The organism is Halorubrum tebenquichense DSM 14210 (genome assembly GCF_000337415.1).
GTDB lineage: Archaea > Halobacteriota > Halobacteria > Halobacteriales > Haloferacaceae > Halorubrum > Halorubrum tebenquichense.
In genome coordinates, this window is the sequence record NZ_AOJD01000059.1 from 47,743 (window position 1) to 65,519 (window position 17,777).

The 17,777-nt window shown below is 69.3% G+C and carries 20 protein-coding genes; 10 read left to right on the top strand and 10 right to left on the bottom strand.

Going from position 1 to position 17,777, the window contains the following annotated elements; genetic code table 11:
• The first annotated feature begins 92 nt into the window (after positions 1-92).
• The 9 genes from proC (at position 93) to C472_RS11010 (ending at position 10,158) form a co-directional block, all read left to right on the top strand.
• Entirely contained in the window at positions 93-869 is a 777-nt protein-coding gene (gene proC / locus C472_RS10970; RefSeq protein WP_082238253.1) for a pyrroline-5-carboxylate reductase, read from the top strand.
• Entirely contained in the window at positions 862-1,761 is a 900-nt protein-coding gene (gene proB / locus C472_RS10975) for a glutamate 5-kinase (RefSeq protein WP_006629907.1), read from the top strand. Before proC ends, proB begins: the two co-directional genes overlap by 8 nt.
• Positions 1,754-3,112: a glutamate-5-semialdehyde dehydrogenase gene (locus tag C472_RS10980; RefSeq protein ID WP_049906538.1), complete on the top strand. Its 1,359-nt coding sequence runs from the start codon at positions 1,754-1,756 to the stop codon at positions 3,110-3,112. The genes proB and C472_RS10980 overlap by 8 nt, the downstream gene beginning before the upstream one ends.
• Positions 3,113-3,355: 243 nt before the next feature.
• A complete protein-coding gene (locus tag C472_RS10985) occupies positions 3,356-4,189 on the top strand; it encodes an MBL fold metallo-hydrolase (protein ID WP_006629909.1) in 834 nt (277 codons plus the stop codon).
• Positions 4,190-4,283: 94 nt separating this feature from the next.
• The gene (locus tag C472_RS10990) at positions 4,284-6,161 is read left to right on the top strand and encodes a hypothetical protein (protein WP_006629910.1); all 1,878 of its coding nucleotides are present in this window, start codon (positions 4,284-4,286) and stop codon (positions 6,159-6,161) included.
• 96 nt (positions 6,162-6,257) lie between these two features.
• Positions 6,258-7,163 (top strand): hypothetical protein, encoded by a 906-nt coding sequence (locus C472_RS10995; protein WP_006629911.1) that lies wholly within the window; start codon positions 6,258-6,260, stop codon positions 7,161-7,163.
• A 438-nt stretch (positions 7,164-7,601) separates the two neighbouring features.
• Complete coding sequence (locus C472_RS11000; RefSeq protein ID WP_049906540.1) at positions 7,602-7,982, top strand: DUF5805 domain-containing protein; 381 nt, start codon at positions 7,602-7,604, stop codon at positions 7,980-7,982.
• The gene (locus tag C472_RS11005) at positions 7,975-9,006 is read left to right on the top strand and encodes a tyrosine-type recombinase/integrase (protein ID WP_006629913.1); all 1,032 of its coding nucleotides are present in this window, start codon (positions 7,975-7,977) and stop codon (positions 9,004-9,006) included. Before C472_RS11000 ends, C472_RS11005 begins: the two co-directional genes overlap by 8 nt.
• Positions 9,007-9,294: 288 nt before the next feature.
• Positions 9,295-10,158: a phosphatase PAP2 family protein gene (locus C472_RS11010; protein WP_006629914.1), complete on the top strand. Its 864-nt coding sequence runs from the start codon at positions 9,295-9,297 to the stop codon at positions 10,156-10,158.
• 158 nt (positions 10,159-10,316) lie between these two features.
• Here C472_RS11010 and ftsY read toward each other — a convergent pair whose 3' ends face one another.
• The 10 genes from ftsY to C472_RS11060 form a co-directional block, all read right to left on the bottom strand.
• The gene (gene ftsY, locus C472_RS11015; protein ID WP_006629915.1) at positions 10,317-11,408 is read right to left on the bottom strand and encodes a signal recognition particle-docking protein FtsY; all 1,092 of its coding nucleotides are present in this window, start codon (positions 11,406-11,408) and stop codon (positions 10,317-10,319) included.
• Between the two features lie 12 nt (positions 11,409-11,420).
• Entirely contained in the window at positions 11,421-11,879 is a 459-nt protein-coding gene (gene pfdA / locus C472_RS11020) for a prefoldin subunit alpha (protein ID WP_006629916.1), read from the bottom strand.
• Positions 11,879-12,055: a 50S ribosomal protein L18Ae gene (gene rpl18a, locus C472_RS11025; RefSeq protein ID WP_006629917.1), complete on the bottom strand. Its 177-nt coding sequence runs from the start codon at positions 12,053-12,055 to the stop codon at positions 11,879-11,881. Before rpl18a ends, pfdA begins: the two co-directional genes overlap by 1 nt.
• Before the next feature lie 112 nt (positions 12,056-12,167).
• On the bottom strand, positions 12,168-12,983 hold the full coding sequence (locus C472_RS11030) for an ABC transporter permease (RefSeq protein WP_006629918.1): 816 nt from the start codon (positions 12,981-12,983) through the stop codon (positions 12,168-12,170).
• Positions 12,980-13,972: an ABC transporter ATP-binding protein gene (locus C472_RS11035; protein ID WP_006629919.1), complete on the bottom strand. Its 993-nt coding sequence runs from the start codon at positions 13,970-13,972 to the stop codon at positions 12,980-12,982. The genes C472_RS11030 and C472_RS11035 overlap by 4 nt, the downstream gene beginning before the upstream one ends.
• Positions 13,973-14,042: 70 nt before the next feature.
• The gene (locus C472_RS11040) at positions 14,043-14,708 is read right to left on the bottom strand and encodes a translation initiation factor IF-6 (protein ID WP_006629920.1); all 666 of its coding nucleotides are present in this window, start codon (positions 14,706-14,708) and stop codon (positions 14,043-14,045) included.
• A gap of 1 nt (position 14,709) precedes the next feature.
• Positions 14,710-14,988, bottom strand: coding sequence for a 50S ribosomal protein L31e (locus C472_RS11045; protein ID WP_006629921.1), 279 nt, complete (start codon positions 14,986-14,988; stop codon positions 14,710-14,712).
• Positions 14,989-15,141, bottom strand: coding sequence for a 50S ribosomal protein L39e (locus tag C472_RS11050; RefSeq protein ID WP_004050128.1), 153 nt, complete (start codon positions 15,139-15,141; stop codon positions 14,989-14,991).
• Positions 15,142-15,318: 177 nt separating this feature from the next.
• Positions 15,319-16,437: a M20 family metallopeptidase gene (locus C472_RS11055; protein ID WP_006629922.1), complete on the bottom strand. Its 1,119-nt coding sequence runs from the start codon at positions 16,435-16,437 to the stop codon at positions 15,319-15,321.
• An 81-nt stretch (positions 16,438-16,518) separates the two neighbouring features.
• Positions 16,519-16,803 carry a DUF357 domain-containing protein gene (locus C472_RS11060; protein WP_006629923.1) on the bottom strand — a complete coding sequence of 95 codons (285 nt, stop codon included), beginning with the start codon at positions 16,801-16,803 and terminating at the stop codon, positions 16,519-16,521.
• Positions 16,804-16,900: 97 nt separating this feature from the next.
• Between C472_RS11060 and C472_RS11065 the strand changes: the two genes are divergently transcribed.
• Positions 16,901-17,734 carry a DUF6498-containing protein gene (locus C472_RS11065; RefSeq protein WP_006629924.1) on the top strand — a complete coding sequence of 278 codons (834 nt, stop codon included), beginning with the start codon at positions 16,901-16,903 and terminating at the stop codon, positions 17,732-17,734.
• The last annotated feature ends 43 nt before the right edge of the window (positions 17,735-17,777 follow it).

Consider the following 17,777-nt stretch of genomic DNA (forward strand, 5'->3'; position numbering starts at 1 on the left):
GTTGGTGCGGGTGTATTTCGACGGGATCCCTGAGCCGGCAATCTTGCGAAAACCGCAGTTGGTATGTCCGCCCGTTGATTCCGTAGAGCCAAATGACCCGAATAAGTGTTATCGGCTGCGGCAACATGGGGAGCGCCCTCCTGAGGGGGCTCGCCCGCGCTGGGGGGTATCACCTCACGGCGATCGACCTCGACCCCGAGGCGCTCGCCGCGATCGACGACGTCGTCGACGAGACGAGCGAGGACGTGGCGGCCGCGCGCGAGGCCGACGTCGTCGTCCTCGCGGTGAAGCCGGATGTCGCGCCGGCGGTGCTCGACGAGCTCAACCTCCGAGACGGCCAACAGCTCGTCACGCTGGCCGCGGGCCTCCCGCGCGGGTTCGTCGACGAGCGGACCGACGCGTCCGTCGTCCGGATCATGCCCAACCTCGCGGCCGAGACGGGGAACATGGCGGCGGCGGCGACGAACGCGGGGCTCACCGACGAGGTGCGCGCCGTGCTCGACGCGGTCGGCGAGTTCGTCGAGGTCGACGAGTCGCTGATGCACGTCTCGACGGCGGTCAACGGCAGCGGCCCCGCCTTCGCCTTCTACCTGATCGAGGCGATGAAACAGGGCGGGGTCGACGGCGGGCTGGATCCCGAACAGGCCGAGACGCTGGCCGCCCAGACGTTCAAGGGGGCCGCCGAGACCGTACTGCGGGACGACCGCAGCGTCGACGAACTCATCGACGCGGTCTGCTCGCCGAACGGGACGACGATAGAGGGGATGGACGTGCTGTGGGACAGCGACGCGGACGCGGCGGTCGAAGACGCCGTCGCGGCCGCCGAGCGCCGGTCCCGCGAGCTCGCGGAGGCGTTCGACGATGCCTGAGGACGCGGGCGTCGGGCACGCGGACGCGGCCGATGAGGCGTCGGTCGCGGCCGCCGACGCCGAGCGCGTCGCGGCCGCGCGAGAGCGGGCGGCCGCGGCCGACCGCGTGATCGTCAAGGCCGGGACGAACTCGCTGACCGACGAGGACTCGCGGCTCGACCGCGTGAAGCTCGACAAGCTCGTCGCCGACGTGATGGACCTCCGTGAGCGCGGCACGGAGGTCGTGTTGGTCTCGTCGGGCGCGGTCGGAGCCGGCACCGGCCGGCTCGACGAGGGGCCGGAGTCGCGGGACGACGTCGATTCGATCGTCGAGAATCAGGCGCTCTCGACGGTCGGCCAGGGACTCCTGATGCGGCACTACACGCAGAGCTTCGAGCGGTTCGACCAGGACGTCGCCCAGATACTGGTGACGGGGACCGACCTCGACGCCCCCGAGCGGTTCGACAACTTCACGAACACCGTCGAAACGCTGCTGTCGTGGGGGGTCGTCCCCGTCGTCAACGAGAACGACGCGGTGGCGACCGACGAGCTGCGGATCGGCGACAACGACATGCTGTCGGCGTCCGTCGCGCTCGGGCTGGACGCCGACCTGCTCGTGACGCTTACGGACGTCGACGGCGTGTACACCGGGAACCCGAAGCGGGACCCGGACGCGGCGCTGATCGAGGCGGTCGACGACGGCTACGACCGGCTCCGGGAGATCGTCGGCGGCGGCACCGAGACCGACTTCGGCGGAATCCGCACGAAGGTCGAGGGCGCACACGACGTGAGCCGAAACGGGATCCCCGCGATCATCGCCGGCTCCGCCGAGCGCGACGTGCTGGCGCGGATCGCAGCGGGTAAGCCGACGGGGACGCTATTCGTCCCGAAAACGGGTGACGACGATGAGTGAGACACACGGGGAGACCGACCTCGAAGCCGACACCGACGAACTGGCCCGCCGGGCGGAGCGCGCCGCGCTCCGGCTCGCGAACGCCGACGAGGCGACCCGGAACGAGGCGCTCCGGTCGATCGCCGACGCGATCCGCGAGCGCGAGGCCGAGATCCTCGACGCCAACGCGGTCGACGTCGAGGAGGCGGAGGCGATGCTCGCGGACGGCGAGTACACGCAGGCCCTCGTCGACCGCCTGAAGCTCGACGAGACGAAGGTCGAGTCGATCGCGTCGATGGTCGAGTCGGTCGCCGCACAGGACGACCCGCTCGGCGAGACGCTCGCGGCCCGCGAGCTCGACGAGGACTTGGAGCTGTACCGGGTCGCGGTCCCGATCGGCGTCGTCGCGACCGTGTTCGAGTCGCGGCCGGACGCCCTCGTCCAGATCGCGGCGCTCGCGCTGAAGTCCGGCAACGCCGTCGTGCTCAAGGGCGGCAGCGAGGCCAGCGAGTCGAACCGCGTCCTCTACGAGGCGATCGTGGACGCGACCGCGGACCTCCCCGACGGCTGGGCCGCGCTCATCGAGGCCCACGAAGCGGTCGACCGCCTGCTCGAACTCGACGACCGGGTGGACCTGGTCATGCCGCGCGGCTCCTCGGAGTTCGTCTCCTACATCCAGTCGAACACGCAGATCCCGGTCTTAGGTCACACCGAGGGGATCTGTCACGTGTACGTCGACGCGGACGCCGATCTGGAGATGGCCGAAGACGTCGCCTTCGACGCGAAGGTCCAGTACCCCGCGGTGTGTAACGCGGTCGAGACGCTGCTCGTCCACGAGTCGGTCGCCGACGCGTTCCTCCCCGACCTCGTCGAGCGCTACGAGGCGGCCGGCGTCGAGCTGCGGGGCGACGAGCGGACCCGCGAGGTCGTCGACGTCGACCCCGCGACCGCCGACGACTGGGACACCGAGTACGGCGACCTCGAACTGTCGATCAAGGTGGTCGACGACGCCTACGCCGCGATCGAACACGTCAACGACCACGGCTCGAAACACACCGAGTCGATCCTCACCGAGGACCCGGCGACGGCCGAGCGGTTCATGACCGGCGTCGACGCCGCGAGCGTCTTCCACAACGCGTCGACGCGCTTCGCGGACGGCTACCGGTACGGGCTCGGCGCGGAAGTCGGCATCTCCACCGGGAAGATACACGCACGCGGCCCGGTCGGGCTGGAGGGACTCACCACCTACAAGTACTACCTCGAGGGCGACGGCCACCTCGTCGCGAGCTACAGCGGCGAGGACGCGCTCCCGTTCACCCACCGCGACCTCGACGGCGTCGAGTGGACGCCCGGTCGGCTGTCGTCTCAGTAGCGGCGCTGTCCCCCGCCTCGAATTCTCGCTCGCGTTCTGTCACCGAGTAGACCCCGTGTCGCGCTCGTTTTCCGCGAAATCGTCGGAGAGTCTGTTTGGGCAACGCGCCCGAAATTCCGTATAGCGAAATACAATTTATTAGTTGCGATCGAGACAGAAATCCGTCGTCGCCTGACCAACAGAAGCAAGTGCGATCCGCCGAACTCCGGAATAATTACCCTCGCCGGTCACGCAGCGACGGCCATGGTGGACTCCGACTGGGGCGACTGGCTGCCGCGCGCGGTGGCCGACGCCGACCCCGACACGGTGGCGCTGTGGTACCTGGGCTGTAACGGCTTCGCGGTGAAGGGGAGCGAGGGGACCGTCCTCTGGATCGACCCGTACGTCGGGACGGGCGACCCGCCGCGGACGATCCGGATGATCCCGATCCCCTTCGACCCCGCCGACGTCGACGTCGCGGACGCGGTGTTGGCCACGCACGAACACACGGACCACGTCCACGGCCCCTCACAGGCCCCGATCCTCGCGAACACGGACGCCGACTTCGTCGCGCCCGACGACTCGCTCGCGGTCGCGCGCGAGGAGGAGTGCTGGACTGACGAGTACGCGGTGAGCGAGGCCGCCTTCACGGAGGTTCGGGAGGGCGACGAACTGCGGATCGGCGAGTTCACCGTTCACGTCGTGGAGACGCAGGACGCCGACGCCACGCATCCGGTCGGCTACGTGATCGAGCACGAGTCGGGGACGGTGTTCCACGCCGGCGACAGCAAACCGTCGGACTCGTTCACCGGGCTCGCGGAGCGGTTCGACATCGACCTCGGCATCCTCGCGTTCGGCTCCGAGGGCACGATTCCGGACAAGGAGACCGGGGAACCGGTCCCGACGAAGTGGTACAGCGACGAGAACGAGGTCGCAACCGCCGCGAACGGTCTCGAACTCGACCGGCTGGTGCCGACCCATTGGGACATGTGGAAGGGGCTGACCGCCGATCCGACCGCGCTCCACGACCACGTCAGGAGCTACGAGTCGCCGAACCGGCTGGAGATCGCGGAGATCGGCGACCGGATCGACCTGTAATCCGGAGTCAAGCGGCCGTTTTCGCGACGTTTCGGTTATCAACCACGAAACGCGGCCCGTGGAATTTAAGCCCCTGCTCCGGGACCGTGCGGGTATGAGCGAACGGACGGCGGAGGCGGCCACGACCGTCGACGAGGACGGTATCCGCGTCGAGAAATCCTTCACGGACGACGCGTTCCCCGTGCCCGCGGTGAGATACACCCTCTCTTCACACCGCGAGGACCCCGTACGGGTGCGTATCGTCGACCGGATCCCGGAGTCGTTTCCGATGGACCGTGTGGGGTTCCATCCGGAGTACGAGAGCGAGAACTGGACGGCGTACAAGGACCACCGGGTGGAGTTCGAGCGGGTGATAGACCCCGACGAGACCGTCGAGACGGTGTTCGGGATCCGCGACGACGACCCCGACCTCGACGGGTTCCTCGGAACGCCGGTCATCGAGCACGTGCCCGTCGGGGAGGAGATCGAGGACGTCCTCGGAGCCGGCGACACGGACGCCGTCAGAGAGGTGCTCTCGGGCGACCGAGCGACGCTCCCCGGCATGGCGGAAGACGAGGACCTGCTGCCGGAAGACCCCGCGGAAGAGGCCGCTGAGCCGTCTGTGGCCGACCAAGAGCCCGTCGATGAGGAGTCGGAGCCGTCCGTAGACACCGAAGAGTCTGAAGAGTCTGAGGCCGGCGCGGATGCCCCAGAGCCGCGGCCCGTCGCTCAAGGCGGGACGGCCGCCGTCACCGCGCACGAGGGCGCACCGCTCGGGTCCGCGGACGAAGACGAGCCGGAGACCGAATCCGACGCGAACGCCGCCGAAGAGACAGACGAGGAGGTCGTCGACGGCGCAGACGAAGGCGTCGCGGAGGAAACGGACGAAGAATCCGTTACAGACCCGAACGTGGACGCCGCCGAGGGGGTCGACGAGGGGGCGGAAGAACCGGTCGCCGGGAAAGAGGCCGACGACGATGAGTCGGCGGACGAGGCCGACGCGGCCGCGACGCTCCCCGGAGAAGGCGGCCTCGCGGCGGGGCTGGCGGCCGAGATCCGGTCCGGCGCGGCCGACGAGGAGGACATCGAGGTCATCGAGGAGGCGTTCGAGGCGTCCGTACCGCGCAGCGTCGACGTGCGGATCGCCCGCCTCCAGTCCAGCGTCGCCGACATCGAGGCGTACGCCGACGCGCTCGCGGAGTTCATCGACGGCGAGGGCACGGCCCGAGAGATCCTCGACGGGATCGACGACCGGGTCGACGCCGTCGAGTCCGAGGTCTCCGCGCTGGACGACCGCCTCGCCGACGCCGACGAGGAGCGCGAGGCGATCGAGTCTGACGTCGCCCGTGTCGACTCCGCGGTCGCGTCCGCCTCCGACGCGGTCGGTTCGGTCGAGGAGCGCGTGGACGGCGTCGAGAGCGACGTTGAGGCTGTCGAAGGCGATGTTCGGGGCGTCGAAGCGGACGTGCGGGACGTGGAAGACGACGTTCGAGCCGTCGAGGAAGAGGTCGGGTCGGTCGACGAGGCGGTCGAATCGGTCAGAGACGCCGTCTCGACCGTTGAGGCCGAGGTCGACGACCTCGGCACGGATATCGACGACCTCGGCACAGACGTCGACCGAGTCGAGGGCGAAGCCGAAGCCGTCGCGGAGTCCGTCGACGACCTGGGCGACGACGTGGAGACGCTGTACGAGGAGGTCGACAAGGCCGCGGAGCGCGCCGAGAGCGCGGAGGAGGCCGCCGAAGACGCGGCCGGGCGCGCGGACGCCGCCGAGGACCGCGTCGAGGATGTCGAGTCCGATCTCGGGCGGTTCGACGACGAGTTCGACGACCTGTGGAACGACCTCGCGGAGGTCGACACGCGCCTCACCGACATCGAGGACCGGCTCGGCGAGGACCTCGACGACGTGGCCGCCGAGTTGGACGAGATCAACGAACACCTCGAAGAGCTCGACGAGTTCCGCAGTCGGCTGAACGAAGCGTTCGGCCCGTAGCCCGGGACCTGACGCCGAATCGACCGCTTTCTCACCCGTTCGTTCGGCGAATCGGAAAACGCAACCCGTTTTACGCGCGCGGCCGCAGATCGGTCAATGACTGATCCGATTCCGGTCGCCGTCCCACGAAAGGGACGCCCGCTCGAAGCGGTCTTAGAGCGGATCGCGGCCGTTTCGGACGACGATCGTCTTGACCGGCTCGCGGACAGCGTGAGCAACACGCTCCGCTACGAGAAGGCCGTCACGAAAGGTGCGGTCGACGCCGACGGCGGCCCCTACGAGCGGTTGGCCGAGTACTCGGACCCCGAGACGCCGGCGGAACCGGAGTTCACGCTGCTGCGCGACGATCGGAGCGGGAAGCCGCGCCGAATTGTTTTCGACGCCGCGACGGTCGATCTGGGCGACGTGACGGTGAAGCTCGTCGGTCGCGAGGAGCCCTTCCGCGCCCTGCGGACCCACGAGTTCGCGCTGGGATTCGACTCCGCGGACCTCGTCTTGGAGGAGGTCGTCGGGATCAGGGCGGCCGGCCTAGGGAACATCTCCGACATCAACGACCGCATTGACCCGGTCGACACCGACGTTCGGGTCGTGACCGGACTCGGCGATACCGTCTATCACACGCTGATGGGCCGCGAGGACGACCGAGCGCCGGGAGCGGCGTTCGACCGTGAATACCTCGCCGACTACGAGGGACCGCTGTGTATCTCGCCGCGGTACGAACGACTCGTCACCGCCGTGTTGGGAACGGACGCCTTGGACGGCGTCGAGTTCGTCTATCCCGACGCGAACGAGGAGGAGGAGGCCGCTATCGCCCGCGTCGGTCTCGGCGTCTACCTCACCGTCACCGGCTCAACGGCCCGCGAACACGGGCTCTCGGTCGGCGAACACCTCTTCCCCAGCGAGACGGTACTCATGCGCAACGCGGCCGAGAGGGACGAGTCCGTGCCTCGGGTCCTCCGGGCGCTCGAACGCGAGGCCGCCGACTCGGAGATCCGCGTTTGAGTCGGAAGAGAATATAGCGAGATGGGCTATATCAGTACGCGCTGAGACGGGTTCGACACGTCATCGCGCCGCCAGTCCGATTTCAGCGCTGGGCCACGGTACTCCGTTTCGCTTTCGCGAGACGACACGTCGGCGGCGGGGAGCCACTGAACGGCGGACGAACCCCGCCACGCTCGGAGGGGGTTCGCCTCCCGATCAAGTGCGGACGTGGGGGCCGTTCTGACCGGACGACCCACGCCGATGTGAACGCTGTCGATCTCACGCCCGATACGAGTTATCCGTAATTCTGGTACAGATATTGTCCTTCGAACGAGACATATTTGCGTATATTCGTTAAATAGCGATCCTATAAGGGGACCACAAGCGAAGATAAAGTCACTTATCTGGAAACCTGGGATACCTTGAAGTGAGCGGCGGGAGAACCCCCGTCCGAGAACGATGGGAGGGGATCGACAGTCGGTGAAGACGTACGTGCCGGCGGAGCAAAAAGACGTGTGGCGCGACCACGCTGACGAACTCGACATGTCACTAAGCGAGTTCGTCAGGACGATGGTTCAGGCCGGTCGCAAGGGGTTCACACCGGACGAGTCGGCCGGAGACGAGGGACCCGCTTCCGAGCCGTCCGACCCCGGGGGTCGCGACCTCGAAACACGCGTCCACGCGGTTCTCGAATCGGGCCCCCGATCGTGGGACGAGCTCGTCGAGGCGGTCGTCGGCGACGTGGAGGACGAACTGGAGGCGACGCTCGATGATCTCCAGGCGCGCGACCGCGTTCGGTACAGCGGCCGGGACGGAGGGTACGTGTTGACCGATGAGTAGCGCGCGCTCCGCGCCCGAGCCCGACGACCCGATCGGGTACTTCCTCGAAGACCTCACGTACCACGGGAAGACCGACCGGACCCGAGAGGCGTACGAACGCGTCCTGCGCCGGTTCGAGTCCTTCCTCGACGGCGCGGACCCCGAATCGGCGACGCACCGCGACTGTATGTCGTTCGTCCACTCGCTCCGCGGGGACGTCGCCGACAGCACCGTGGCCACGTACGCGGCGTACCTCAACCGGTTTTACGGGTACATGACGGAGGTCGGCGCGTTCGACGGGAACCCGATGACGCTGGTGATCGAGGAGATGGACGAGACGGTCGACAAGGACCCCGCCCGCCGCGACGTATCGATTCCGGCGATGCGGTCGTTCGTCGCGAGGGTCCGCCATCCCCTCCACCGCGCGCTGTTCGTCACACTCCTGAAGACCGGAATGCGGGTCGGAGAGCTGTGTAACCTCGATCTGCGGGACGTCGCGGTCACCGATCCGGACCTCAACGCGGCGTACCCCCTCGGCGAGCGCCCGGCGCTGTCCGGTCGGCCCGACTCGCTGTTCGTGACCTCGGAGGCGACCGTCGGCGAGGAGCTGAACGGCGAGGTGCGGACGGCCGCGAACAAACGCAAGCGCGGGACGGTGATCCCGATCGACGACGAACTGCGTCGGACCCTGAAGCGCTGGCTCGCGATCCGACCGGACTCCCCCTCCCCGGCCGAACCGCTGTTCGTCGGCACCGCGGAAGGGTGGGGCGAGCGCTTGGAGCCGCAGGCGGTCAGACACGTCGTCGAGCGGTACGCCCGGGAAGAGGGCTGGTACCGGACCGGCGGCGGGGCCGACGAGAACGTCACGCCCCACTACTTCCGGCACTTCTTCACCACCCATCTCCGGGACCGGACCGGGGACCGCGGCGTGGTGAAGTACCTCCGCGGCGACGTCGCCGACGACGTGATAGACACGTACACGCACAACTGGGGCGACCAGGTGCGCGAGACCTACGAGGCGAACGTGTACCGACTAGGAGTGTAGTTCGGCCGAACTCGGTCTATTTCTGTCGCATACATAAGGACCGGATCGGTCTGAGACTGAACGAATAAATTGTATATCGCTATATCGAAGTCACTGGCAGTAGCGTTGCGGTGAGCGGCGGAGACGAGACGCTGGGCTGGGAGACCTCACCGTCGACTCTGCGGTCGCCGCGGGCCACGACCGCGCCGTGTCGTCGATGGAAGCGATCACGTACCCACCGGCGGATATCGCTGTCCTGCGCCGCGACACCGTGTCACTCATATGTCGCGACGACAGTGTGAAACGACGATGGCGCTCCTCGAAGTGACCGCCGCCACCGGCCTCCTCGTCGCGGGCGGAACGGCGGTCACGGCCCTCCTCTGTATCGGGCCTCGACAGATGACTCGCGCGATGACGGACGCCGACGACCGCGTCCGGGAGGTCGCTCCGTACCTCGGAGCGGCGCTCGCGCTGCTCGCGGCCAAACAGGTCACTCAGGGGTACCGACTCCGGCTCTCGCGCGCGCTCGACTGGAACATCACCGACGAGCTGTACGCGCTGGAAGGCGGGTTCGTGGCAGCGCTCCAGGACCTGACCCCGGACGCGACGCTGGAGTTCTTCACGGTGAGCTACATGGCGGGGTTCGCGTTCCTCCTCGTCGCCGCCCCGGTGACGTACTTCCTCTCGGCGGGCGGGGGCCGGCGGCACCTGAAGGAACTACTCGTCGCGTACATGCTGAACTACGCGGCCGGCACCGTCTGTTACACGCTGTTCATCTCGTACGGGCCGCGGAACTACTTGGAGACGGTCTCCGGACTGATGTACAGCGTCTACCCGCAGACGCAGGACCTCACCGCGGCGGTCGCGTCGAACACGAACGTGTTCCCGTCGCTCCACACCTCGCTTTCGGTGGCCGTCCTCGCCGTCGCGTGGCGCTCGCGACGGACCCACCCGCGGTGGACGCCCGTCGCCGCCGCCGTCGCGGCCGCCGTGGTGTTCTCGACGATGTACCTCGGGATCCACTGGCTCACGGACGTCGCGGTCGGCGTCGCGCTCGGAGTCGGCTCGGTCGCCGCCGCGGTCCAGATCGTCGACCGCGCCGAGTCGCGCTCGGCGTCGCCGACCCCCGGCGGCGAGCGCGGAGGGGCGACCGGACGGCCCGGTGACGACTGAGGAGCCGGAACCGGTCCCGAGAGCAGGACGGCGCGGGTGCGCTGTTCCGGGCGACGGACCTCCCGGCGAGCGGACAGGCGGAGTTCCGCTCTCGGATCGCGGTGGCGTAGCTAGGGGCGTTCGCATCGGAAAGGCGCGGAACGCGTGCCGCGCCGAAGTCACTCCTCGTCGAGCAGGCTCTCGACGAGCTCCTCGGGGTCGAACAGCGCGAGGTCGTCGTACCCCTGCCCGGTGCCGAGGAAGAGGATCGGCTTGCCGGTGACGTACGCGACCGAGATGGCCGCGCCGCCGGAGGAGTCGGCGTCCGCCTTCGTGAGGATCGCCCCGTCGATGGCGGCCGCGTCGTTGAACTCCTTCGCTCGGTTGACCGCGTCCTGGCCCGCGACCGCCTCGTCGACGAAGATGGTCATGTCGGGATCGACGACGCGGTCGATCTTCTCCAACTGAGCCATCAGGTCGTCGCTCGTGTGGAGGCGGCCCGCAGTATCGCCCAAGACCACGTCGACGTCGTTCGCCTCCGCGTACTCGACGCCGTCGTAGATGACCGCCGCCGGGTCGCCGCCCTGATCGTGGCTGATCAGGTCGCGGCCGAGCCGGTCGGCGTGCTCCTGAATCTGCTCGTTCGCGCCCGCGCGGTACGTGTCGCCGTTCGCGAGCACGGAGGAGTAGCCGCGGTCGGCGAGCCACTCGGAGAGCTTCGCGATGCTCGTCGTCTTCCCGACGCCGTTGACGCCGGTGAAGACGATGGTGACGGGCTTGTCCGCCTCGGCGATCCGCTCCTCGAAGTCGAACTGCCCGACCGCGATGACGTCGACGAGGGCGTCGTGGAGCGCCGCCTCGACGAGTTCGCCGGTCGTGTCGACCTGCTTTCGCGACTCGCCGAGCATGCTCTCGCGGACGGAGTCGAGAATCTGCTCGGCGACGCTCATCTCCACGTCGCTCTCCAGCAGCGCCATCTCGAGGTTCCACAGCGGCTCCTCTAGGTCCTCCTCCTCGATGATGATCCGACCGGTGGCGAACGCCTTCGCGCGCTGGAAGGTGCTCGGCTCGTCGTCGGACCCCGAGTCGTCGTCCGACTCGGCCTCGGCGCGGTCAGCGCCCTCGGCCGGATCGGCGGCCGGGGCGTCGGGCTCGTCTGCCGCGTCGCTCTCGCTCGACGCGTCCGCCTCGGGAGGGGCTTCCTCGGCCTCCGCGGACTCCTCGACGTCCTCTCGGAAGCCGGAGAGCTTGTCTTTCAGTCCGTCGAACACGGTCTGTCCTCGTTACTCTCCGTCTTCTTCCTGGGCCTGTCCCATCTGCTGCATCTGCTGTTGCTGCATCTGCTGTTGCATCTGCTGGGCCTGCTGTTCGAGCTCGTCGCTCTCGGACTCCAGCTCGTCGACCTCCGCCTGCGTCTCCTCGATGCGCTCGTCGAGCGCCTCCTGCTTGCTCCGGAGGACGTCGATGGCGTCGTCCTGCTCCTGCTCCGCGGAGTAGTTGCCGCCGAGCGAGACGATGACCTCGTCGATGTCCTGGACCTCCGCGCGGAGGTACGCGCCGCCGCCGAGCGGGACCTGAACGGTCGAGCCCGTGTCGAGCGTCTCGATGGCCTCGACCGCGTCGTCGATGTCCGCCTGCTCCTCGCGGAGGTCGGCGATCTCACCTTCGAGCTCCTCGATCTCCTCGTCGAGCGCCTGCAGCTCCTGGGAGAGCTGCTGGAGCTGCTGTTGCCCGCCGCCCATCATGCCGCGGACACCTCCTCGATCTCGATCTGGGTGCGCTTCCGGTTGTGCTGGCTCCCGACGTTCGTGTAGATCCGCTCGCGAGCGAGATCCTCGTTCTCCGCCTCGACGTCCTTCGTGAACGGCTGGAAGCCGTCCCGGCTCTGGAACCGTCCACTCACCGTGTAGGTACTCATGTTCCTCGATCCGGCAGGGACAGGGAAGTATCTTCCTAAAAGGCGACAGGCGTGGCGTCGCCCCGATCGGGACGGAGCGGGACTGACGGCGACGGAATTTCGAGGGAGCGCGTCACCCCGAGAGGTCCGCACGCCGGAACCGGACGACGGCGAGCGCGACGAGGACGGCCGTCGCCGCGAGCAGCGTCGCCGCGCCGGTCGCGTCGTACTCGCCCAACACGAGGACCGCCGAGGGGTCGTAGTGGGCCGTCGGACTCACGTCGCCGAGTCCCGCGAAGTCGGTGCTCGCGGCCACGGACTCGAACATGAACAGCCCGAACAGCGCGCCGAGCGCGATCCGCTGTGCGATCCCCGGGCGCGAGACGAGCGTCGACACGGCGACGCCGAGCGCGACGCACGCGAGGTGGTACGGCACCGCGAGCGCGTGGACCGCGATCAGGCGTTCGACCGCGATCGTCTCGCCGACCGCGAGGACGCCGACGTACGCGACGACCGGCAGCACGAGGTTCAGCAGGGCGACGAGCGGGACCAGTCCAAGAAACCGGCCGACGACGACGTCCCGGCGGGCGACCGGGGCGGACAGGGTGAGGTCCATCCGGCCGCTGGCGACGTCGCCGGCGATCGTTCCGCCCGCGAGGTAGGCGAGGTAGAGTCCGACCAAGAGCAGCCACGCGAACTGGTAGAACTCCACCGCGAGAAAGCCCTCGATCGATGAGATGGCGATGATCCCGAACGCCTCCTGAAACGCCGGCGGGAACGCCTCGACGTACGCGTCGAGGTCGACCCCCGCGGTCGACAACGACGGGAAGAAGGCCAAAAAGAGGAGGAGGAACGCGGAGAGCAGTCCCGTCGTCGCGAGCGACCCGCGGGCGCGGCCGGCGGCGTCGTACCGCGCGATCGCCAGCCACGGGGCCGGGCGGTCGCTCATCGGTCCCCACCTCCGGAGTCCGCGGTCGCGTCCGCGGGAGCCGGGGTCGCGGGCGCGTCGCCGCCGCGCGTCTCGGCGCTTCGACCTCCGTTCCCTCCCCCGGCCGGTCCCGGCACGTCGCCGTCGTAGAAGGTCATGAACGCCGCTTCGAGCGGGGCGTCGACGACGTCGAGGTCCAACACGGAGTATCCGGAGAGGAGGTCGATCAGCGCGTCGTACTCGCCGGTCCACGTGAACGAGACGGTCTCGCCGACGCGGAGGTTCATCACGTCGCGGCGCTCGAAGTCGGCGCGCGCGACGTCCTCGGCGACGCGGACGCGGACCTGCTTGCCGCCCCGCGACCGGAGGTCCGAGACGGACTCGACCGCGACGAGGTGGCCCTCGCGCAGGACGCCGACGCGGTCGCAGAGCGCGGCCACCTCGCCGAGGACGTGCGAAGAGAGGAGGACGCTCGCCCCGTCGTCGACGCGATCGCGGACGAGGGCGGCGAACTCCTCTTGGAGCAGCGGGTCGAGTCCGGAGGTCGGCTCGTCGAGCAACAGCAGGTCCGGATCGTGCATGAACGCCGCCACCAGGGCCACCTTCTGGCGGTTCCCCCGCGAGAGGTCGCCGATCCGCCGCGACTCGTCGAGGCCGAACCGGTCGACGAGTCGGTCGCGGCTCGACTCGCCGCGGAGCGCCGCCTGATGGTCGAGGAACGCCCCCGCGGTGCGGTCGCGGTCGAGCCCGGGGTCGCCGGGGAGGAAGCCGATGCGCTCGCGGGCGCGACGCGACGCGACCGGGTCGGCGGCGTCGTGGCCGAGGAGGGTCGCGCCGCCGCTCGTCGGCGACAGGAAGCCGAGCAGCGTCCGGATGGCGGTCGTCTTCCCCGCGCCGTTCGGGCCGAGGAAGCCGAACACCTCGCCGTCCTCGACGGCGAAGGAGACGTCTTCGATCCCCCGCACGTCGCCGTAGTACCTCGTGAGGCTCCGGCACTCGATAGCGGGCATACCGCCCTCGACTCCGCTGCGGCTATTAAATGTATGAGAGGAGCGGCGAAGGCGGGCGTCGGCGGACGGATCAGTCGATGAAGCCGAGCGTCTCCTCGATCCGGCCCAGCTCCGGCCCGGTCGTGTCCTCGCCGACGACGTATCCCTCGTCGGTGGCGACGAGACCGGAGCCGACGAGCGGCGCGCCGTAGTTGACGGTGCCGAGGTCGGCCCGTACGTCGAGCGCGTCCTCGACCGCCTGAAGTTCGGACTCGGTCGACTGGGGGTGACAGAGCACCCCCGTGTTGTTGGCGACCGCCGCGGTGCCGACGGTGCGGACGCCGCCGAGGTCGCCGCGGGTGACGGGGACGTCGAGGGCGTCTTTGATCGTCTGGATCGACTCGCGCGAGAGGTCCGGGTGGACGTACGCGCCGTAGTCGTTCGCGAGGACGACGTTCCCGGCGGCGTTGATCTCGCCCGGCAGCTCGTACACCGGGACGCCGGCGACGTCCGCGATCCGGTCCTTCTCGCGCTCGGTCGCGCGCGAGGAGACGAGGACGCCGCTCTCGTTGCCCGTCGCGAGCGCGCCCACCGTGTTGGACCGGCCGACGGTCGTGAGCAGCGGCTCCGCGCCGAGCTCAGCGCCGATGTCCTCGGCGAGAGCCTCGTCGACGTCCGGCCGGATCAACAGGAGGTCGTCGACGGCGCGGGCGAACACGCCCACGTACGACGAGCCGGTGAAGGTCGCCCGTAACACGTTACTCCGCGTGCTCGGCCTCGACGACCGGTTCGCCGTCCTCGACGAACCTAGCCGCGCGGACCCGAACCGTGCTGGGCGGGTTCTGTCGCCCGTTCGTCCAGACGGCCTCGTTGACGGACCCGTCGATGATCACGTCGTCCTCGTCGACGGAGAAGTGCTTCGCGAGGTGCTGGCGCGTGATCTTCATGGCGTAGTCGGCGCGCTGCTGGACGGGCTTGTCCTTGGCGTCGCGGAGCGGGACGGTGACGACGCGCTCCTCGAAGTCGTTCGTGGACATCTATTCGTCCAGGTCGTTCCGACGCCAGTTGCGCCGCTTGGGGTTTCGCGTCACGTTCATGTCCGTCTTCATCATGACCCACGCGGGGACGCGGGTGTTCTGGCGTTCCGCCTTCGCCAGACGCTTCTTTTGAGCCTTCGACTTGTCTCCCATAGTGGCGCACACTTCCCACGGGTCGCATAAAACCCCTTCCATACTGTGGCGCTCGCCGGCCGCGCGACCGCCACCAGGTTCCCGCCCCGCGCGCTACGGCTTCCGCCCCGCGCGCTACGGCACCCACTCCGCGCGCTACGGCTTCCGCCCCGCGCGCTACGGCACCCACTCCGCGCGCTACGGCTTCCGCTCGGCGATCCCCGAGTAGATCCGGTAACAGCGGTCGAGGGCGTCGAGGCTCGCGCTCTCGGTGTCGGTGTGCGCCTCGCCCGGCTCCGAGGCCCCGCAGACGAGGCAGTCGGTGCCGGCCTCGGCGAGCCACCCCGCGTCGGTCGCGTGCGGCTTCGTGACGTGTTCGGGGGCGTCGAGGCCGAGGTCGTCGTGGACCGCGCGGGCGACGTCGAGCGCGGCGTCCGCGAACGCCGGGTCGCCGCAGGCCATCGGCGGCAGGTCCTGGTCGACGACGAGTTCGACGCCGGGCGTCGCGTCGGCGACGCCCGCGAGGTCGGCCCGGTCGCCGGGGACCGTGCGCTCGTCGACCGTCGCCTCGCAGCGCTCCGGGATCACGTTCCACGTGTCGCCGCCCTCGACGATGGTGACCGCGAGCGACCCGGACACCTCGTTCCCGAGGACCGTCGCCCGCGGCGCGTCGAGTCCGCGTACCGCGTCGATCGCGTCGCAGGCGCGGTAAATCGCGTTCTCGCCGGCCTCCGGCTCCGAGGCGTGAGCGGCCTCGCCGCGCGCGACGAGCCGCGACCCGCGGCGGCCGCGATGGGCGACGACCACGTCGGTCACGCCCGGCCTCGAGTAGTCCGTCGACCCCTCGGCGACGACCGCTCGGTCCGGCGCGAACCCCGCGTCGATCGCGTGTCGCGCCCCCTCGCCGCCGACCTCCTCACCGACGAACGAGGCGAATATCAGCTCGCGGCCCGCGGGGAGCGTCGCGTCCCGGAACGCGCACATCGCGGCCGCGACCGACCCCTTCATGTCGGCGGTGCCGCGGCCGTAGATCCGCCCGTCGCGGCGCTCGACGACGTACTCGCCGTCGAGTCCGTCGCCCGTCGTCTGTGCTTCCGCGGGCGGGACCACGTCGTGGTGGCCGATCAGGGCGAGCGAGTCGGCGTCGGGGTCGTCGGTCGCGCCCGCGAACGCGAGGACGTTGCCCGCGTCGTCGCGCTCGACGGTCGCGTCCGTCTCCGCGCGCAGCCACTCCTCGATGGCGTCGCCGGCGGCCGTCTCGTCCTCGTGCGAGGGGATCGAGACGAGCCGCTCGGTCAGGTCCGCGAGTTCCTCCATGCCGTCTGTGGCGACCGTCACCGCATAAACGCGTCCCTCGCGGCGACCCGGAACGGGGAGAGCGAACCGGCCGCGACCGAGTCAGGTCGTGAACAGTTCGGTGTCGTCCGGGACCGCGAACAGGCCGAGCCGGACCCCGGCGTCGAGCCACCCGTAGCCGTACGAGTAGGAGGCGAGCGCGTTCACTGGGTCGCCGTCCTCGCGGAAATGGCGGCCGTCGTCGAGGTACGACTCGGCCATCTCGGTCACGTCCGCGGCGGCCTCGCCGAGCGGGGTGTCGGCCGGCGGCCGCGGCTCCGCGACCGCCAGCGCGTCCGCGAGCATCCGCTCGTAGCGGTCCGTCTTCTCCTGTAGGTCGGCGGGCATACGCGAGTGTTCCGACGGGCGGACAAAAGCGACCGGGTCGGTCGCGCTCGCGGCGCTCCGCGTGTTTTTATTGCTCTCGGGACCACGAACCCGATAGATGGCGTTCCCCGCTCGCCCTCCGGCGGAGGGCCGATCGGCCCTCGCGCTCGTGGTTGCGACCAACCTCCTGCCACTCGCCGGCGTCGTCGCGTTCGGCTGGAACGTCGGCGAGCTGCTCGCGGTGTACTGGATCGAGGTCGCGGTCCTCGTGATCGCCCACGCCTGCGCCGCGATGTTCGCCGAGCGGCCGATCGATCTGTCTAACCGCTCGTTCTACATCACCGGCTACGACGAGGACACCGAACGAGACGAAGTGTGGGAGCACGACCCCGAACCGATCCGGCTCGCCTCGTGGCTGCCGCCGATATATCGCCGGAACGTCGGCGTCGTCCGCCGGTCACTGGGCGTGTTCGTATTTCTGCTCGTACCGCTTCTCCCGGTAGGCTGGGACGCGCTCTCGTATCTCACGCCCGCCGTCGGGCTGGCGGCGCTCGGCGTCTGCGGCGCGCAAGTCGCGGAGGTTCGCCGCGAGTTCCTCGCCGAGCAGGCGTACGAGGATCGGTCGCCGTACATGGTCGTCGAGGCGGCACAGCGCGTCGTCTTCTTCTACTTCATGATCGGAATCGTGACGGTGACTGCGGTCACGTTCGGCATCTTCGTGGTCGAGGCGGCCATCGCTCCCGGGGCGCTCGACGAGTTCGCCGAGGCGTTCGGCGTCGAGGTCGTCGTCCTTCCGTACCTCCTCCCGATCACGCTCGCGAAGGCGACCGTCGAGTGGGGCCGTCGGCGCGCCTTCCGCGAGGATGACCCGGACGGGATCGCGACGTGGTTCACCGGCGAGGACCCGCGACGTGAGTGGAAGAAGCGGGAGGAGTCCGCCGACGACTGGTGAGGGGAGGACGCGGAGCGCGGCCGACGAAGCGCAACGCCGATAC

Excerpts from the sequence above, each read along its gene's own strand:
- proC (WP_082238253.1), top strand. The coding sequence starts at position 93 with ATGACCCGAATAAGTGTTATCGGCTGCGGCAACATGGGGAGCGCCCTC.
- proB (WP_006629907.1), top strand. The coding sequence starts at position 862 with ATGCCTGAGGACGCGGGCGTCGGGCACGCGGACGCGGCCGATGAGGCG.
- C472_RS10980 (WP_049906538.1), top strand. The coding sequence starts at position 1,754 with ATGAGTGAGACACACGGGGAGACCGACCTCGAAGCCGACACCGACGAA.
- C472_RS10985 (WP_006629909.1), top strand. The coding sequence starts at position 3,356 with ATGGTGGACTCCGACTGGGGCGACTGGCTGCCGCGCGCGGTGGCCGAC.
- C472_RS10990 (WP_006629910.1), top strand. The coding sequence starts at position 4,284 with ATGAGCGAACGGACGGCGGAGGCGGCCACGACCGTCGACGAGGACGGT.
- C472_RS10995 (WP_006629911.1), top strand. The coding sequence starts at position 6,258 with ATGACTGATCCGATTCCGGTCGCCGTCCCACGAAAGGGACGCCCGCTC.
- C472_RS11000 (WP_049906540.1), top strand. The coding sequence starts at position 7,602 with ATGGGAGGGGATCGACAGTCGGTGAAGACGTACGTGCCGGCGGAGCAA.
- C472_RS11005 (WP_006629913.1), top strand. The coding sequence starts at position 7,975 with ATGAGTAGCGCGCGCTCCGCGCCCGAGCCCGACGACCCGATCGGGTAC.
- C472_RS11010 (WP_006629914.1), top strand. The coding sequence starts at position 9,295 with ATGGCGCTCCTCGAAGTGACCGCCGCCACCGGCCTCCTCGTCGCGGGC.
- pfdA (WP_006629916.1), bottom strand. The coding sequence starts at position 11,879 with ATGGGCGGCGGGCAACAGCAGCTCCAGCAGCTCTCCCAGGAGCTGCAG.
- rpl18a (WP_006629917.1), bottom strand. The coding sequence starts at position 12,055 with ATGAGTACCTACACGGTGAGTGGACGGTTCCAGAGCCGGGACGGCTTC.
- C472_RS11030 (WP_006629918.1), bottom strand. The coding sequence starts at position 12,983 with ATGAGCGACCGCCCGGCCCCGTGGCTGGCGATCGCGCGGTACGACGCC.
- C472_RS11035 (WP_006629919.1), bottom strand. The coding sequence starts at position 13,972 with ATGCCCGCTATCGAGTGCCGGAGCCTCACGAGGTACTACGGCGACGTG.
- C472_RS11045 (WP_006629921.1), bottom strand. The coding sequence starts at position 14,988 with ATGTCCACGAACGACTTCGAGGAGCGCGTCGTCACCGTCCCGCTCCGC.
- C472_RS11050 (WP_004050128.1), bottom strand. The coding sequence starts at position 15,141 with ATGGGAGACAAGTCGAAGGCTCAAAAGAAGCGTCTGGCGAAGGCGGAA.
- C472_RS11055 (WP_006629922.1), bottom strand. The coding sequence starts at position 16,437 with ATGGAGGAACTCGCGGACCTGACCGAGCGGCTCGTCTCGATCCCCTCG.
- C472_RS11060 (WP_006629923.1), bottom strand. The coding sequence starts at position 16,803 with ATGCCCGCCGACCTACAGGAGAAGACGGACCGCTACGAGCGGATGCTC.
- C472_RS11065 (WP_006629924.1), top strand. The coding sequence starts at position 16,901 with ATGGCGTTCCCCGCTCGCCCTCCGGCGGAGGGCCGATCGGCCCTCGCG.